Origin of the sequence: Amycolatopsis sp. CFH S0740 (assembly GCF_004522315.1) — a bacterium.
Classification (GTDB): Bacteria; Actinomycetota; Actinomycetes; order Mycobacteriales; family Pseudonocardiaceae; genus Amycolatopsis; species Amycolatopsis nivea.
Map to the genome: position 1 here is coordinate 16,155 of NZ_SDLS01000034.1, position 16,709 is coordinate 32,863.

Genomic DNA, 16,709 nt, shown 5'->3' on the forward strand with positions numbered 1-16,709 from the left:
CCGGATGTGCCGTCATCTCGCCTATCTCGGCGCGCCGGTGTCCCCGGCGGAGCTGATGTTCGCCGCGCCGCACGCGCTGCTCGTGCAGTCGTACGCGCCGCTCGACATGCGCGGCGGCGGTTCGGTGAACGCCGACGGCTTCGGCCTCGGCTGGTACCCGGAGCCGGGTGCGCCGCCGCAGCGCTACCGCCGCCGCGAACCGCTGTGGACCGACCAGACGCTGCCCGCGCTGGCCGCGTCGGTGCGCACTCGCGCGTTCGTCGCGGCGGTGCGCAACGGCACCACCGGAATGCCGGTCACCGAAGCGGCCGCCGCGCCGTTCGCCGAGGGCCGCTGGCTGTTCAGCCACAACGGCGTGGTGCGCGGCTGGCCCGGTTCGATGCGCGGGCTGGCCGGGCGACTGGACGTGACCGAGTTGTTCACGCTCGAAGCGCCGACGGATTCCGCACTGCTGTGGGCGTTGCTGCGTGCCCGGCTGCGCGCGGGGGAGGAGCCGCTCGAAGCGGTGACCGGCCTCGTGCGGGAGGTCGAGGCGGTCGCCCCGGGCTCCCGGCTGAACCTGCTGCTCACCGACGGCGAACTGCTCGTCGGCACCGCCTGGACGCACGCGTTGTCCGTGCGCCGCACCGAAACCGGCGTGGTGCTGGCGTCCGAGCCGTGCGATCCGGACCCGGCCTGGACCGCCGTGCCCGACCACCACGCCGTGCGCGTCACCGCGGCCGGCGTCGACGTCCTTCCCCTGACCCTGGAACGGAGCACCGCCCGATGACCGAAGCGGACCTGGAGAGCCATCGCCGCGACGTGACCGCCGAACTGCGCGCGGACGTGCGCGAGGGGCTCACGGCCGACCAGAAGTGGTTGCCGCCCAAGTGGTTCTACGACGCCGAAGGCAGCAAGCTGTTCGAGAAGATCACCGCGCTGCCGGAGTACTACCCGACCCGCAGCGAGCGCGAGGTGCTCGCGGCACGGGCGGCCGAGGTCGCCGAACGCACCGGCGCGCACACGCTCGTCGAGCTGGGGTCGGGGTCGAGCGAGAAGACCCGGCTGCTGCTGGACGCGCTCACCGCGCACGGCACGCTGGAGGCGTTCGTGCCGATGGACGTGTCGGAAACCGCGCTCGCCGAGGCCGCCGCCGCGATCACGGCGGACTACCCGAAGCTCGAGGTGCGCGGGGTGGTCGGCGACTTCACCCAGCATCTGCAGCTGCTGCCCGGCACCGCGCCGCGGGTCGTCGCCTTCCTCGGCGGCACGATCGGCAACTTCCTGCCCGACGAGCGGGCCGAGTTCCTGCACTCGGTGCGCGACGTGCTCGGCGAGGGGGAGTGGCTGCTGCTCGGCACCGACCTGGTGAAGGACCGGGAAACGCTGGAACGGGCCTACGACGACGCGGCGGGCGTCACCGCGGCGTTCAACCGCAACGTGCTGCGCGTGATCAACGCCGAACTGGGCGCGGACTTCGACCCGGACGAGTTCGACCACGTCGCCCACTGGAACGCCGACCGCGAGTGGATCGAAATGCGGCTGCGCGCCCGGTGCCGGACGGAGGTGCGCATCCCCGGCGCGGACCTGATCGTGCCGTTCGCCGAGGGCGAGCACATCCGCACCGAGGTGTCCGCGAAGTTCCGCCCCGACGGCGTAGAAGCGGAACTGAACGCCGCCGGGTTCGCGCTCGAGCGATGGTGGACAGACTCACAGCAGCGGTTCGGGGTGAGTTTGGCAAGATCAGTGCGTGCGTAACCCTCTCGCGGCACTTGCCCGCAAGCTCGGCACCCAGCGCCGGCTGATGGGCGCCTCGCGCGCCATCATCGCGACCGACCGGCAGCTGCACCGGTGGTTCGGCGGCCGGATCAGCCTGGTCGGCCTGGCCGGACTGCCGTCGCTGCGCCTCACCACCACCGGACGGCGCAGCGGCCTCCCGCGGAGCACGAACTTGCTGTACTACCCCCACGGCAGCGAGTTCGTGCTCACCGGCTCCAACTGGGGCCGTCCGAAGAACCCGGCGTGGACGCACAACCTCCGCGACAACCCGAAGGCGACGGTCGCGCTGCGCGGCCGCGAGATCGAGGTCAAGGCGCGGGAACTGGAAGGCGCGGAGTACGACCGGATGTGGGCGGAACTGCTCGAATTCTGGCCGGGCTACGAAATGGAACGCGCCACGGCGGGGCGGGAGCTGCCAGTATTCGTGCTGACCCGCTGCTGACGATCGAGCGGTGAGCGGAATCGAGCTGCTGGGCTCCGCACGGGTTTGCGAAACCAGCCGTGAGCGTGCTTGGCCCCCGCGGGGAGGCAATGCGCGAGAGAGTGCGCGTGGCCGGTTGCTGGAAATCGTCGCCGACCGCGGATCAGCGCGATGCGTCCAAGCGGAGCAAGGCTGTCGCGTCTCCGGGCGGGGTGGTCGCGATCCCGATCTGGGTGTCGGCGTTGGGGTTGACGTCCACCGTCGGGTCAGCTGCCCGGCGGACCCGGTGACCTCGAAGCAGAGTTTGCCGTTGCCCGCCGAGCCGATCCGGTCGGTGGAGCGGACGATGGTCAGACCGACAGTTTCGGGCGCGGGGCAGGGTCTGTAGAGAATGTGGCCGTCGCCGCTGATCAGCTGCACGTGGTCGCTGGCGAGGATCGCCGCGGCAGCCGCTGGCAGCAGTACGGTATCGAGCCTGTTGTCAAAATCGGACCTATCTCGGAGATCTGAATGTATGTGGTGCACGGCTGGTTCGAGCTGTGGGAATCCCCGGCCGAGCCGGAGTGGGGCGAGGAGAAGTTCGACGAGCTGGTCGAAGAGGTCCGGGCGCGGATCGCCGGCACCGACTTCGGAACCAGCGAAGTGACGATGAAGATCTTCAACGGCATCTACGTCCTGAGGGTGGACGGGGCTCCCAACCACCGCGGGACGGAAATACCCGAGGTGATCGGATTCCTGGAGTACGTCGCCCGGCTGCTTCCCGGGTCGCACGGGCTCCTGTACGAACGAGACGAGGAGGCTACCGACGCGCCCGGGCAGAACGGGTTCCGGGTCCGGGTCATGGCGCGCGGGGAACTGAGTCTCCGGCTGGACCCGTTCCTCTCGCCGATCCAGCCTGTCATCGAGGATCCCTGAACCGGGCCGCTCGCCCGAATCCGCAGTTCCTCCTTTTGGCCGGTGCCCGGCTTGGCCGGATTGTGCCAGTCTCGGTGACGCCCCGTAATCAGACGGGTGCGCAACCAGGGGAGATTCCACGTGCGCGGAGCGAAAAGAGCACGAGCCGGAGCGCTGGTCGCGGCGATCGCGACCGCGCTGACCGGGCTGGCGGGCACTGCCGTCGCGGTGCCCGCCAGCCCGGCGGCGCAGCAGGCCACACCCGCGGAGATCGCGCGCACCGCGCCGGTCAGGTGGGAGGACTGCACCAAAGACCAGTTGCGCGGGGTCCCGGAAGACCAGGTGGAGCTGTACAGCTGCTCGCGTTACCGCGTGCCGGTCGACCACGACGACGCGTCGCTCGGCAGCATCGACATCGCGCTGATGAAGCGCGCCGCCAGGGTCCCCGGGCAGCGGATCGGGTCGCTGTTCCTCAACCCGGGCGGTCCGGGCGGGTCCGGGCTGCGGATGCCGATCGCGGGCGACCGCTACTTCCGCCCGCAGGTGCTGGACCGCTTCGACCTCGTCGGGTTCGACCCGCGCGGCGTCGGGGCCAGCAATCCGCTGCGCTGCTTCACCACCGCCGAGGACGCCGCGGACGTGCAGAACGAGATGGTCCCGGTTCCGTTGTCGCGCAAGGAAATCTCCGGCACGCTCGCCGCGTACCGCGACTACGGCCAGTTCTGCCGCCGCAACGCGGGCGCGCTGCTCGACCACATGTCCACCCGCGACGTCGTGCGCGACCTCGACCAGTTGCGCGCCGCCGTCGGCGACAAGCAGCTGACCTACACCGGGTTCTCCTACGGCACGCTCGTCGGCTCCACCTACGCGGCGATGTTCCCGAAGCAGACGCGGGCGATCGTGATCGACGGGAACGTCGACCCGCAGCTGCGCACCAACGATGGCGTCACCTACGACCTCGCGCGGGCGCAGGGCTTCGAAATCGCGCTCGCCGGTTTCCTCGACCGCTGCGCCCAGGCCGGCGACAAATGCGCGTTCAGCGCGGGCGACCCGCGCGCGAAGTTCGACGAGCTGCGCGAGCACGTGCGCACCGACCCGATCACGCTGCCCGACGGCACGAAGATCGACCTCGGCGCGTTGACCGGCGCGGTGTCGAGCTCGCTGTATTCGCCCGCCTCGTTCGGTGAGCTGGCGGAGGGCTTGCAGCAGGCGTACTCGGTGCTGCACCCGTCGCTGCAGGCGCAGTCCGCGCGGAAGGGCACCCTGTCCGCGGGTCGCGGCGGTCTGCTCGACCTCGCCCCGGACAGCCCGTACACCGGCGACGACTCCTACTTCGCGGTGAACTGCGCGGACAAGCCGATGCGGATCCGGCAGGAGCAGGTGCCGGGCATCGCGGCCAAGGCGGACCGGGAATCGCCGACTTTCGGCCGCTACCAGGTGTTCTCCGACATCGCCGCGTGCCCGGTGTGGCCCGCCGCGAAGACGTCCGACCCGTACCGCGGGCCGTGGCGCGCGAACACCGCGACGCCGGTGCTGGTGGTGAGCAACTTCTACGACCCGGCCACCCGGTACCGCTTCGGCCAGCGGATGGCCGAGGAACTGGGCAACTCGCGGCTGCTGTCGGTCGACGCGTTCGGCCACTGCATCCTCGGCAAGGCGCGCGGCGTGGACGACGCGACCGCCGCGTACCTGATCGACCTGAAGGTGCCCGCCGCCGGCCAGGTGTTCCAGCCGGACCAGCAGCCGTTCACGACGCCCGCGAAGGGCTGATCGGTTGATCTTCGGCCCGGAATCGGGCATATCGGCACAACCCTCTTGTCAGCGCCCGGCGGATCGGTGAAAGTGTCCGCCAGAAGTTCACCTGAGGGGGGTTGACGTGCGGCGCTGGGCGGGCGGGTTCGGCGCGGCCGCGGTCCTTGCCGGGACCGCGGCGCTCGCCGGGTGTTCCGGCTCGCCCGCCCAGCCCGGCCCGGTCGAGGTTTCGCGCTCGGCCTGCGGCGACGGCTGGACCGCGCCGCCGGCCGGGCCGCAGACCCTGCAGGTCCGCAACAACGCCGCCGTCACGATGGAGATCGAACTCGTCGACCCGGCCACCGGGACGGTCTTCGGGGAACTGGAAGGCGTCGGCCCCGGCACGACGCGCGCGTTGCCGGTGAACTTCGGCAACGGCGCGTACGCCCTGCGCTGCGCCCCCGAGGACGGCACGCCCTTCGTCGGCCCGACCGTGCAGGTCACCGGCGGCGCGGACCGCCCGGGCCCGGCAGTGGTACCGGTGACCAACGCGGATTTGCTCGGCCCGCTCAAGCAGTACCACGCCTACGTCGCCGACGGCCTCGGCACGCTCACCGGCCAGACCGCGGCGCTGGCGCAAGCCGTTCGCTCGGGCAATCGCGGTGCGGCGCAACAGGCTTGGCTCACCGCGCACCTCACCTACGAACGGCTCGGCGCCGCTTACGACGCCTTCGGAGACTCGGACGGGGCGATCAACGGCACCACCGCCGGGTTGCCGGGCGGTGCCGCCGATCCGGGCTTCACCGGCTTCCATCGCCTCGAGAACGGCTTGTGGCACAACGAGGCGATGCCCGCGCTGAGCCCGATCGCCGATCAGCTCGACCAGGCGGTCCAGAAGCTGCGCACGTCGTTCGCCGACGCCCAGATCGACCAGAACGATCTCGGCCTGCGCGCGCACGAGATCATGGAGAACACCCTCCAGTTCGAGCTGACCGGCCGCACCGACTACGGCAGCGGCTCCACCCTGGCGACCGCCCGCGCGAACCTCGCTGGGACCCGTGCGGTGCTCGACGTGCTGCGTCCGCTGCTGACGACGAGGTTCCCCGGCTTGAAGGATCTCGACGCCTGGATCGCCCGCACCGACCACGATCTCCAAGCGGTCGCCGGGAAACCGCTCTCCGCTCTCGACCGGAAGCAGCGGCAGCGGATCAACGCCGACGTTTCGGAGCTGACCGAACGCCTGGCCCCGGTCGCGGCGATCGCGGAGCCGAGGAGGGTCTCGTGAGCCTGGGACGGCGCGCGTTCCTGCGCGGAGCGGCAGCGGCCGGGGCGGGCGCGGGTCTGGTCGGCCTGTCCGGAAGCGCGACGGCCGCCGGGGGAGCGGCGCCGTTCCACGGTCCACATCAGACAGCCGTGCTGGCGGAACCGGCGAGACATTCGGTCGTCGCCGCGTTCGACGTCGTCGCCGAGAATCGCACCGAACTCACCGCCCTGCTCAAGGAATTGACCGACCGCGCGCGTTTCCTCACCGGTGGCGGTGCGCCCGCGTCCGTCGGGATCACCGGACCGCCCGCGGACTCCGGCGTGCTCGGTCCGGAAGTCCCGAAAGGACAGTTGTCCGTGCTGGTCGGCGCGGGCGCGTCGCTGTTCGACGACCGGTACGGGCTCGCCGCGCGCAAACCGCCGAAGCTCAAGCAGATGCCGATGTTCCCGGACGACGCGCTCGATCCGCAGTGGTGCCACGGCGATCTGTCCCTGGTGCTCAACGCCGCCGAACCGGACACCGTGCTGCACGCGCTGCGCGACATCGCCCGCGCGACCCGGGGCGGGATGCAACTGCGCTGGAAGATCGACGGGTTCAGCTCGCCGCCGCGCCCGTCCGGGACCCCGCGCAACCTGCTCGGATTCAAGGACGGCACCGCGAATCCCGGACCGTCCGAAGCGGACAGTCTGGTGTGGACCGAGGACGGCGGCAGCTACCAGGTGATCCGGCTGATCCGGATGCTGGTCGAGTTCTGGGACCGGGTGTCGCTGTCGGAGCAGGAGAACATGATCGGCCGCCGCCGCGACACCGGCGCCCCGCTCGACGGCGCGGCCGAGCAGGACGCGCCGCGCTACGCCGACGACCCGATCGGCACGGTCATCCCGCTGACCAGCCACATCAGGCTCGCGAACCCGCGCACGCCGCAGACGGACGGACAGCGGATCCTGCGCCGCGCGGTCAATTACGACCGCGGCGTGGACTTCAACGGCAACCTCGACATGGGCCTCGTCTTCACCTGTTACCAGCGCGATCTCGAGCAGCAGTTCGAGGCCGTGCAGAAGCGGCTCGCCGGCGAGCCGCTCACCGACTACGTCTCGCCGTTCGGGGGCGGGTATTTCCACCTGTTCCCGGGCGTGACGGATCCGGCCGACCACTACGGCCGGGCAGTGCTGGGCTGAGCGGAAGGAGTTCTGCAGTGAAGCGGACCAGGAAGCGGGCCACCGCGGCGGCCGCGCTGGCGGCGACCGCGGCGCTGGCCGCGGCGTGCGCGAGCAGTTCGGCGTCGACCTCGGCCCCGGCGCACGCGATCGCCGCCGAGACGTTCACGACGTCGACGCCGATCAAGCACGTCGTGGTGATCTTCGGCGAGAACATCTCCTTCGACCATTATTTCGGCACCTACCCGAACGCGACGAACGAGAACGGCACTCCGTTCCACGCCGCGCCCGGCACTCCGAAGGTCAACGGCCTCACCCCGGAGCTGCTGCAGCACAACCCGAACGCTTACAATCCGAAGCGGTTGAGCCCGGACCAGGCGCTCACCTGCGACCAGGCGCATGACTACAAGAAGGAACAGGCCGCGTTCAACGGCGGCAAGATGGACAAGTTCGTCGAGTACACCGAGAAGGACAAGTGCACTGGGCAGCCTGTGTTGTTCGGCGAGCCCGGGCTGGTGATGAATTACTTTGACGGCAATACTGTTACTGCGATGTGGAATTATGCGCAGCATTACTCGTTGAATGACAACTCGTTCAATACTGTGTTCGGGCCGTCGAGTCCTGGGGCGATCAATCTCGTGTCGGGGCAGACGCATGGGTTGCAGCCGGTGGATTCGGTTACCGGGGAGCCTAAGGTTGATCCGCATACTGCGGCTTCGCCGGATGCTCATGGGGTCGGGACGATGATTACCGATCCGGATCCGGCGTTTGACGACTGTTCGGACAAGAATCACACGGCTAAGGATAATCTCGGGGCGTTTCAGGGGCGGAATGTCGGGGATTTGCTGAATGCTCGAGGGGTTACGTGGGGCTGGTTCGAGGGTGGGTTCCGGCCTACTGGCGAGGCTAACGGGTATGCCGTTTGCGGGACTAAGCATCCGAACGTGGGTGGGCAGGCGTCCGTTGACTACAGTCCGCATCACGAGCCGTTCCAGTACTACCAGTCGACGGCTAATCGGAAGCACCTTCCGCCGTCCTCGTTGCATGCGGTGGGGCAGCAGGATCAGGCTAATCATCAGTATGACGTCCGGGACTTCAATGATGCGCTCGCTGCGGGGACGATGCCTGCGGTGAGTTTTCTGAAGGCTCCGGAGTATCAGGACGGGCATGCTGGGTATTCGGATCCGTTGGACGAGCAGGCCTTTGTGGCTGAGGAGGTCAATCGGATCCAGGCTTCGCCGCAGTGGAAGAATACGGCGATCGTGTTGGCTTATGACGATTCGGACGGGTGGTATGACCATGTTGCGCCGAAGATTCTGAACGGGTCGCACGATTCGGCGCAGGATGCTTCGGTTTGTACTTCGAAGCCGGTTAAGCTGGGCGGGTTCGCGGATCGGTGCGGGTATGGGCCTCGGTTGCCGTTGCTGGTGATTTCGCCTTACAGCAGGGTTAATTATGTTGATCACACTATGACTGATCAGACTTCGGTGCTGCGGTTTATTGAGGACAACTGGCATTTGGGGCGGATTGGCGGGGGGTCGTTTGATGTGATGGCGGCTCCGCTGACTGGGATGTTCGATTTTTCGCATGCTAAGGCGAAGTCGTTGAAGTTGGATCCTCGGACTGGGGCGGTGGTTGGTTAAGGGGGCGCTGCGGTTGCTGGGCGGCTCGTCGCCTGGCGGCGACATTGCGCCCGTTGGTTGCGTGGGGCACCCCGAAGCCCATTGTGATGACGGTCCGGGGGTGCTTGTCAAGGCGGGAAAGATGCCTTGACAAGCACCCCCGGACCGCATTTTGGCTTCGTATCGGGGTGCGGGGGTGGTGTGGGTGCCTCGATTGTTGGGTGCATTGGCGGCGGTTTTAGGGCTGGGTGCCTTGATGCGTTGGGTGCATTGGCTGCGGTTTTCGGGCGCGCGGGTGGGTGCGTGGTTGGGATGGGGTATGCGGGTGTCGGTTGGGGTGGGGGTAGCGCCCCAATGTGGCATTGGGTGCGTCTGACGCACCGAACGCCGCATTGGGGGCATGCGATGCACCCAATGCCGCATTGGGGGCGCATCGCGGCGGCGGGGCGGAGCCGGGGCCGGGGCCGGGTGGTCCGTGAAGGGCTCTTTGAGGGAATCCAAGTCCGTGAAGGAGGCCCTCACGGCCGGCGGGCGGGTCGTGAGGGGAACCCTGGGGGAATCAGAGTCAATGAGGGTTCCCCTCACGCACGGCGGGCGAAGCGGGCGAAGCCCGGAGACAAGTGTGGCCCGCTCCGAAAGATCGGAGCGGGCCAGCAACCTGGGAGTCAGACCGTCAGGACTGGGTCATCTTCCGCAGCACGTACTGCAGGATGCCGCCGTTGCGGTAGTAGTCCGCTTCGCCGGGGGTGTCGATGCGGACGACCGCGTCGAACTCGACCTTTGAGCCGTCTTCCTTCGTGGCCGTCACGTGGACCGTTCGGGGCGTTTCGCCCTCGTTCAGCTTCGTGATGCCTTCGATGTCGAACGTCTCGGTGCCGTCGAGCTTCAGCGACGACGCGGATTCTCCTTCCGGGAACTGCAGCGGGATGACGCCCATGCCGATCAGGTTGGAGCGGTGGATGCGCTCGAACGACTCGGTGATCACCGCGCGCACGCCCAGCAGGCTGGTGCCCTTGGCCGCCCAGTCGCGCGAGGAACCGGAGCCGTACTCCTTGCCGCCCAGGACGACCAGCGGGGTGCCTGCCGCCGCGTAGTTCTGGGCCGCGTCGTAGATGAACGCCTGCGGGGCGCCTTCCTGCGTGAAGTCGCGGGTGTAGCCGCCCTGCACGTCGTCCAGCAGCTGGTTGCGCAGCCGGATGTTCGCGAACGTGCCGCGGATCATGACCTCGTGGTTGCCGCGGCGCGAGCCGTAGGAGTTGAAGTCCTTGCGCTCGATGCCGTGCTCGACCAGGTACTGCGCGGCCGGCGTGCCGGGCTTGATCGCGCCGGCGGGGGAGATGTGGTCGGTGGTGACCGAGTCGCCCAGCTTCGCCAGCACCCGGGCGCCGGAGATGTCCTGCACCGGGGCCGGTTCGGCGGTCATGCCGTCGAAGTACGGGGGCTTCCGGACGTAGGTGGACTCGGCCTCCCACTCGAAGGTCTTGCCGGTCGGCGTCGGCAGCGACTTCCAGCGCTCGCCGCCGTCGAACACGTCGGCGTAGTCCTTCTTGAACATCTCCTGGGTGATCGCGGAGTCGATGGTCTCCTGGATCTCCTGCGGCGACGGCCAGATGTCCTTCAGGAACACGTCGTTGCCGTCGCTGTCCTGGCCGAGCGGCTGGGTCGCGAAGTCGAAGTCCATCGTCCCGGCCAGCGCGTACGCGATGACCAGCGGCGGGGACGCCAGGTAGTTCATCTTGACGTCCGGGTTGATCCGGCCCTCGAAGTTCCGGTTGCCCGAGAGCACCGAGACCGCGGTGAGGTCGTTCTCCTGGATCGCGGCGGAGATCTCGTCCGACAGCGGGCCCGAGTTGCCGATGCACGTGGTGCAGCCGTAGCCGACCAGGTGGTAGCCCAGCTTCTCCAGGTACGGCCAGAGGCCGGCCTTGTCGTAGTAGTCGGTGACGACCTGCGAACCCGGCGCCATCGACGTCTTGACCCACGGCTTGACCGACAGGCCCTTGTCGACCGCGTTGCGCGCGAGCAGCGCCGCGCCCAGCATGACCGACGGGTTCGAGGTGTTGGTGCACGAGGTGATCGAGGCGATCACCACGGCGCCGTGGTCGAGCACGAACTCGCCGCGGTCGGCGGTGGACACCTTGACCGGCTTGGTCGGGCGCCCGGTGGCCCCGTTCGCCGCGGACTGCACCGGCACCGCGGTCTCGTCCTGGAACGACAGCGCGGCCGGGTCGGAGGCCGGGAAGGTCTCCTCGACGGTCTCGTCGACGTTGGTGTGCGGGGTCGGCTGCTCGTCCTCGGCGTAGTCGTGCACCGACTTGCGGAACGAGGACTTCGCGTCGGTCAGCTCGATGCGGTCCTGCGGGCGCTTCGGGCCGGCGATCGACGGGACGACCGTCGACAGGTCCAGCTCGAGGTACTCGGAGTACTGCGCCTCGTGCGACGGGTCGTGCCAGAGGCCCTGTTCCTTGGCGTACGCCTCGACCAGCGCGACCTGCTCGGCCGAACGGCCGGTGAGCTTGAGGTAGCGGACGGTCTCCTCGTCGATCGGGAAGATCGCCGCGGTGGAGCCGAACTCCGGGCTCATGTTGCCGATGGTGGCGCGGTTGGCCAGCGGCACCTGGGCGACGCTCTCGCCGTAGAACTCGACGAACTTGCCGACCACGCCGTGGCGGCGCAGCATCTCGGTGATCGTGAGCACGACGTCGGTCGCCGTCACGCCGGCCGGGATCTCGCCGGTCAGCTTGAAGCCGACGACGCGCGGGATCAGCATGGAGACCGGCTGGCCCAGCATGGCCGCCTCGGCCTCGATGCCGCCGACGCCCCAGCCCAGCACGCCGAGGCCGTTGACCATGGTGGTGTGCGAGTCGGTGCCGACGCAGGAGTCGGGGTAGGCCTGCCCGTTGCGGGCCATGACGGTGCGCGCCAGGTGCTCGATGTTGACCTGGTGCACGATGCCGGTGCCCGGCGGGACGACCTTGAACTCGTCGAAGGCGCCCTGGCCCCAGCGCAGGAACTGGTAGCGCTCGCGGTTGCGCTCGTACTCGATCTCCACGTTGCGCTCGAAGGCGTCCGCGCGGCCGAACACGTCGATGATCACCGAGTGGTCGATGACCATCTCGGCGGGCGCGAGCGGGTTGACCTTGTCCGGGTCGCCGCCGAGGGCGGTCACGGCCTCGCGCATGGTGGCCAGGTCGACCACGCAGGGCACGCCGGTGAAGTCCTGCATGATCACCCGGGCGGGCGTGAACTGGATCTCGATCGACGGGTCCGCGTTCGGATCCCATCCGCCGAGCGCGCGGATGTGGTCGGCGGTGATGTTCGCGCCGTCCTCGGTGCGCAGCAGGTTCTCGAGGAGGATCTTCAGGCTGTAGGGCAGCCGGGCGGCGCCTTCGACCTTGTCCAGGCGGAAGATCTCGTACGAGTTCTCTTCCACCTGCAAGGTGTCCTTGGCGCCGAAGCTGTCCTTGCTAGGTGCAGTCACGTCTAACTCCAGTGGCATGGATTCCACGCCGCCGCCGGCGTGTCCTCCCGGGTCAGTTCGGTGTCGGTCTCCGGGTCGTCGGGATCGACCCGCGCGAGTCTTGCGCACCCCCACCGTAGAACCGGAACCGGGAGGGCACACCTCGTCTTCTCGACCCAAACAGTACGCGTGTCCTGTATTTCGTTCAAGACGACACGCGGAGTGACGTGCGCCATCCGGACACGCGGTCCCGCCAGGTCCCCCGAACAGGGGAAATGATCTCCGCGGTGTGTAAGTTCTTCCTGAGGCTTGTGATAGTGGTGTGACTGCAGAGGTACGCGGTGTGCCCGCGGGACGGCAGCGGGCGAGCGGAGGTGGCGGGCGTGAGGGTCCGGCGTGGACAGTCCGGGACGGCGGGCGCGCTGGTGCGCGGAGCCGGGGCCCGGCGCGGGCTGGCGATCGCGACGGTCACTCTGGCGGCCCTGCTCGGCGCGACGAGCACCGGGCTCGCGGTGCCCCCGCCGCCGCCGAATCCGAGCGACTCCTCGATCGACTCCGCCAAGGGCGACGCGAACGCGAAGGCCGGCGAGGTCGGCAGGCTCACCAACCAGCTCGCGCAGGCCGAGCAGAAGCTCAGCGCGCTGCAGGACAACGTCGAGCTGAAGCAGGAACAGGCCATGAAGGCCCTGGTCGACCTGCAGACCGCGCAGGACGAGGCGACCCAGGCGCAGAACGACGCGAAGTCCGCGCGCCAGGAGGCGGACGCGGCGGCCGGTGCCATCGAGAAGGCCCGCGCGGACGCGAAGAAGTTCGCCGCCGCGAGCTTCGAGCAGGGCAGCACGATCGGGTCGGTCTCGGCGTACCTGACCTCGGACAGCCCGAAGGACCTCCTCGCCCGCGCCCAGCTGCTCAACGCAATCGGCGGCTCGCGGCTCAACGCGATGGACCGGCTCCAGCAGGCGCAGACGGAGAAGGCCAACAAGGACTCCGCCGCGCGCAAGGCGCTGGAGCTGGCGCAGCAGAAGCAGGACGCGGCCACCCGGGCGAAGGGCACCGCGGACGCCGCGCAGTCCGCCGCCGTGTCCGCGCAGCAGGCCCAGGCCGCGCAGAACACGCAGCTGGAAGCCAACAAGAACGCCGTCGAGCAGCAGCTGTACGCCGCGCAGGCGAAGGTCAACGGGCTGCAGGGGCAGCGCCAGCGCTACCAGGACTGGCTCGCGCAGAAGCAGCGCGAGGACGAGGAGCGCGCCCGGCAGGCGGCCCTGCGGGCAGCCGCGGCGAACAACGACGACGGCGGCGGAAGCCGCGGCCGGCCGTCCCCGGCGGCGGGCAGCTCGATCGAGGCCGTGATCGCGCGGGCGCTGTCCAAGGTGGGCATGCCGTACGCGTGGGGCGGCGGCAACGGCAGCGGCCCGACCCGCGGCATCCGCGACGGCGGCGTGGCCGACCGGTACGGCGACTACCGCAAGATCGGCTTCGACTGCTCCGGCCTGATGATCTACGCCTTCGCCGGCGTGCAGGGCCTGCCGCACTTCAGCGGCTACCAGTACACCTCCGGCCGCCGGGTCCCGCTGTCGCAGATGCGCCGCGGCGACATGCTCTTCTGGGGCGGCTCGGGCGGCATCCACCACGTCGCGCTGTACCTGGGCAACGGGCAGATGGTCGAGGCCCCGCAGTCGGGTTCGTACGTCCGCGTGACGTCGGTCCGCTACGGCGGGATCATGCCGTACGCGACACGCCTCATCGGCTGAGCGGGCTCCACACGTAGGGCGTCGTCTCGGTCACCGCGGTGAACCCGAGCCGTTCGAGGATCGGACGGCTCGTGGGCAGCGCGTCGACCTGGAGATAGGCGACCCCGCGAGCCCGGGCCGCGCCGACCCGGTGCGCGACGAGAGCGCGGTAGAGGCCTCGGCCGCGCCATTCCGGGAGCGTCGCGCCGCCCCAGAGTCCGGCGAATCCGGTGCCGGGCACCAGTTCCAGCCGGGACGTTGCGACGAACCGGCCGTCCGCTTCAGCCACGACATGCGTGGTGGTCCCGGCGTCGGCGCGGGCCCGGGCGAGCAGATCCGCGGCGACAGCGGCTTCGTCGTGACCGAACACCGAGGCCGACAACGTCGCGATGCGCAGCAGGTCGTCGCTGCTGCCGGCTTCGCGCACGACCACGTCGGTGGACGGCGGAGCCGAGGCGGCGACCGCGTCCAGCGGCGCGATCAGGACGGTTTCGGTTTCCTCCGGGACGAATCCGGCCGCGAGCAACCGCTCCGGCAGCTCCGCGGGACGGTCGTGGCTGCGGGTCTTCCACTCGAACTCCTCGCCGCGGGCGGCGAAGAACGCGCGCTGGCGGGCGATCAGGTCGTCGAGCGCGCCGCCGGTCACGCCGAGGTCGGGCGGTCCGGACACAAACCCGCGCCTGCCGCCGGTGAGGCGCGCGAGCGGGCCGTCGACGGTCAGCTGCTGCCCGGGTTCGGCCTGGGTCAGTTCGGCTTGGCGGACTTCGCGGTCGTAAGCGGCGAGCAGCCGCGCGGCGTCGGGCACGCCCGGGAATTTAACCCGGACGACCCCGCAGCGCGCGCGGGTTTCCGGGGCGGGCACGCTGGGTGCATGACTGAGAGCGCCCGGTTCGCCGGGATCGTGCTGGCCGGCGGGTCCGCGCGGCGCCTGTCCGGAGTGGACAAGCCGGAGCTGCGGGTCGGCGGGATCTCCTTGCTGGGCCGGGCGGTCGAGGCGCTGTCCGGAGCGGATCCGGTCGTCGTGTGCGGTCCGCAGCGGCCGGGATACGACACCGTCGTCTGGACCCGCGAGGCCGTTCCCGGCGCGGGGCCGGTCGCGGCGCTGGCCGCCGGGCTTGAGGCGGTCGACGCGGACATCGTCGTGCTGCTCGCCGCCGATCTCCCCGGCATCCGGCGCTCCACAGTGGACCGGCTGCGGTCCACTGTGGTCAGCGCGGACGGCGCGGTGCTCGTCGACGCGGCGGGGGAGCGGCAATGGCTGGTGAGCGCCTGGCGCACGGCGGCTCTGCGCGAGGCGATGCCGGAGCGTCCGGAAAACGCGTCGCTGCGCCGGACGCTCGGCGGACTGCGGATCGCCGAGGTCGCCGCGGAGCCCGGCGAGAGCGACGACATCGACACGCCGGAGGACCTGGAAAAGCACCGCTGACAGGGGCTTCACAGCTGTCACACCGGCGATGCGATTGGCTACCGTCGCGGGAAGTTCTCGACCCAGTAGGGTCGCGGGCGAGCACGCAGACGCGGAAACCCCTGGAGGAAGAGTGACCGAGCCCGGCTTCGCCGAGGGAGCGAACGGGCAGCAGCCCGGCACCCCGGCGCGGGACGCCCAGCTGCTGGAACGCACCGTGTTCGAGGTGAAGCGCGTCATCGTCGGACAGGACCGGCTGGTGGAGCGCATGCTCGTCGGGCTGCTGGCGAAGGGGCACCTGCTGCTCGAGGGCGTGCCCGGGGTCGCGAAGACGCTCGCGGTCGAGACGTTCGCGCGCGTGGTGGGCGGGTCGTTCTCCCGCGTGCAGTTCACCCCCGACCTGGTGCCCGCCGACATCCTCGGCACGCGCATCTACCGCCAGGGCGCCGAGCGCTTCGACGTCGAACTGGGCCCGGTCGTCGCGAACTTCGTGCTCGCCGACGAGATCAACCGCGCCCCGGCGAAGGTGCAGTCGGCGATGCTCGAGGTGATGGCCGAGCGGCACGTGTCGATCGGCGGCAAGACCTTCCCGATGCCCGATCCGTTCCTCGTGCTGGCCACGCAGAACCCGATCGAGAACGAGGGCGTCTACCCGCTGCCGGAAGCCCAGCGCGACCGGTTCCTGTTCAAGATCCTGGTCGAGTACCCCTCCGCCGAGGAGGAGCGCGAGATCATCTACCGGATGGGCGTCACGCCGCCGGAGCCGCACGAGGTGCTGAGCCCGGCGGAGCTGGTGCGGCTGCAGGGCGTCGCGTCGCAGGTGTTCGTGCACCACGCGCTGGTCGACTACGTCGTGCGGCTGGTGCTCACCACGCGCACCCCGAACGACCACGGGCTGTCCGACGTCGCGGGCTGGGTGTCGTACGGCGCCTCGCCGCGCGCGAGCCTCGGCATCATCGCCGCGGCGCGGGCGCTGGCGCTCGTGCGCGGCCGCGACTACGTGCTCCCGCAGGACGTCGTCGACGTCGTGCCGGACGTGCTGCGGCACCGCCTCGTGCTGTCCTACGACGCGCTGGCCGACGGCGTCCCGGTGGACCACATCGTCACCCGCGTGCTGCAGACCGTGCCGCTGCCGCAGGTTTCGGCCCGGCCGCAGGGCGGCGCCGGCCCCGTGCCGGCGGGCGCGCCCGTCAGGTAGCGGCGTGGCTGGCACCTCCTCGAAAGAACCGGGCGGACGGCCCGGCTGGGCCCCGCCGATCCTGCGCGG

13 protein-coding genes are annotated in these 16,709 nt (G+C 69.8%); 11 read left to right on the forward strand and 2 right to left on the reverse strand.

What is annotated here, in order from left to right; all coding sequences use genetic code 11:
- The first annotated feature begins 4 nt into the window (after window positions 1-4).
- From egtC to EIZ45_RS38260, 8 genes are all read left to right on the forward strand, one after another.
- Window positions 5-769 (forward strand): ergothioneine biosynthesis protein EgtC, encoded by a 765-nt coding sequence (gene egtC, locus EIZ45_RS38225; protein WP_134668409.1) that lies wholly within the window; start codon window positions 5-7, stop codon window positions 767-769.
- Complete coding sequence (egtD, locus tag EIZ45_RS38230) at window positions 766-1,737, forward strand: L-histidine N(alpha)-methyltransferase (protein WP_134668411.1); 972 nt, start codon at window positions 766-768, stop codon at window positions 1,735-1,737. Before egtC ends, egtD begins: the two co-directional genes overlap by 4 nt.
- The gene (locus EIZ45_RS38235) at window positions 1,730-2,200 is read left to right on the forward strand and encodes a nitroreductase family deazaflavin-dependent oxidoreductase (protein WP_134668414.1); all 471 of its coding nucleotides are present in this window, start codon (window positions 1,730-1,732) and stop codon (window positions 2,198-2,200) included. Before egtD ends, EIZ45_RS38235 begins: the two co-directional genes overlap by 8 nt.
- A gap of 489 nt (window positions 2,201-2,689) precedes the next feature.
- Window positions 2,690-3,094: an Imm7 family immunity protein gene (locus tag EIZ45_RS38240; RefSeq protein WP_134668416.1), complete on the forward strand. Its 405-nt coding sequence runs from the start codon at window positions 2,690-2,692 to the stop codon at window positions 3,092-3,094.
- A 120-nt stretch (window positions 3,095-3,214) separates the two neighbouring features.
- Window positions 3,215-4,843: an alpha/beta hydrolase gene (locus EIZ45_RS38245; protein WP_167756678.1), complete on the forward strand. Its 1,629-nt coding sequence runs from the start codon at window positions 3,215-3,217 to the stop codon at window positions 4,841-4,843.
- 106 nt (window positions 4,844-4,949) lie between these two features.
- On the forward strand, window positions 4,950-6,089 hold the full coding sequence (locus tag EIZ45_RS38250) for an EfeM/EfeO family lipoprotein (protein ID WP_134668420.1): 1,140 nt from the start codon (window positions 4,950-4,952) through the stop codon (window positions 6,087-6,089).
- A complete protein-coding gene (locus tag EIZ45_RS38255) occupies window positions 6,086-7,246 on the forward strand; it encodes a Dyp-type peroxidase (RefSeq protein ID WP_134668422.1) in 1,161 nt (386 codons plus the stop codon). The genes EIZ45_RS38250 and EIZ45_RS38255 overlap by 4 nt, the downstream gene beginning before the upstream one ends.
- A 17-nt stretch (window positions 7,247-7,263) precedes the next feature.
- Window positions 7,264-8,868 (forward strand): phospholipase C, encoded by a 1,605-nt coding sequence (locus EIZ45_RS38260; RefSeq protein ID WP_134668425.1) that lies wholly within the window; start codon window positions 7,264-7,266, stop codon window positions 8,866-8,868.
- A 652-nt stretch (window positions 8,869-9,520) separates the two neighbouring features.
- On the opposite strand, the gene acnA is transcribed toward EIZ45_RS38260, so the two are convergent.
- A complete protein-coding gene (gene acnA, locus EIZ45_RS38265) occupies window positions 9,521-12,328 on the reverse strand; it encodes an aconitate hydratase AcnA (protein ID WP_134668427.1) in 2,808 nt (935 codons plus the stop codon).
- Window positions 12,329-12,690: 362 nt separating this feature from the next.
- Between acnA and EIZ45_RS38270 the strand changes: the two genes are divergently transcribed.
- Window positions 12,691-14,058 (forward strand): NlpC/P60 family protein, encoded by a 1,368-nt coding sequence (locus EIZ45_RS38270; protein WP_167756679.1) that lies wholly within the window; start codon window positions 12,691-12,693, stop codon window positions 14,056-14,058.
- On the opposite strand, the gene EIZ45_RS38275 is transcribed toward EIZ45_RS38270, so the two are convergent.
- Complete coding sequence (locus EIZ45_RS38275) at window positions 14,048-14,842, reverse strand: GNAT family N-acetyltransferase (RefSeq protein ID WP_134668429.1); 795 nt, start codon at window positions 14,840-14,842, stop codon at window positions 14,048-14,050. The genes EIZ45_RS38270 and EIZ45_RS38275 overlap by 11 nt on opposite strands.
- Before the next feature lie 66 nt (window positions 14,843-14,908).
- Between EIZ45_RS38275 and EIZ45_RS38280 the strand changes: the two genes are divergently transcribed.
- Complete coding sequence (locus EIZ45_RS38280; RefSeq protein ID WP_134668431.1) at window positions 14,909-15,463, forward strand: molybdenum cofactor guanylyltransferase; 555 nt, start codon at window positions 14,909-14,911, stop codon at window positions 15,461-15,463.
- A 112-nt stretch (window positions 15,464-15,575) separates the two neighbouring features.
- On the forward strand, window positions 15,576-16,640 hold the full coding sequence (locus EIZ45_RS38285; protein ID WP_037806526.1) for a MoxR family ATPase: 1,065 nt from the start codon (window positions 15,576-15,578) through the stop codon (window positions 16,638-16,640).
- Window positions 16,641-16,709: the final 69 nt, after the last annotated feature.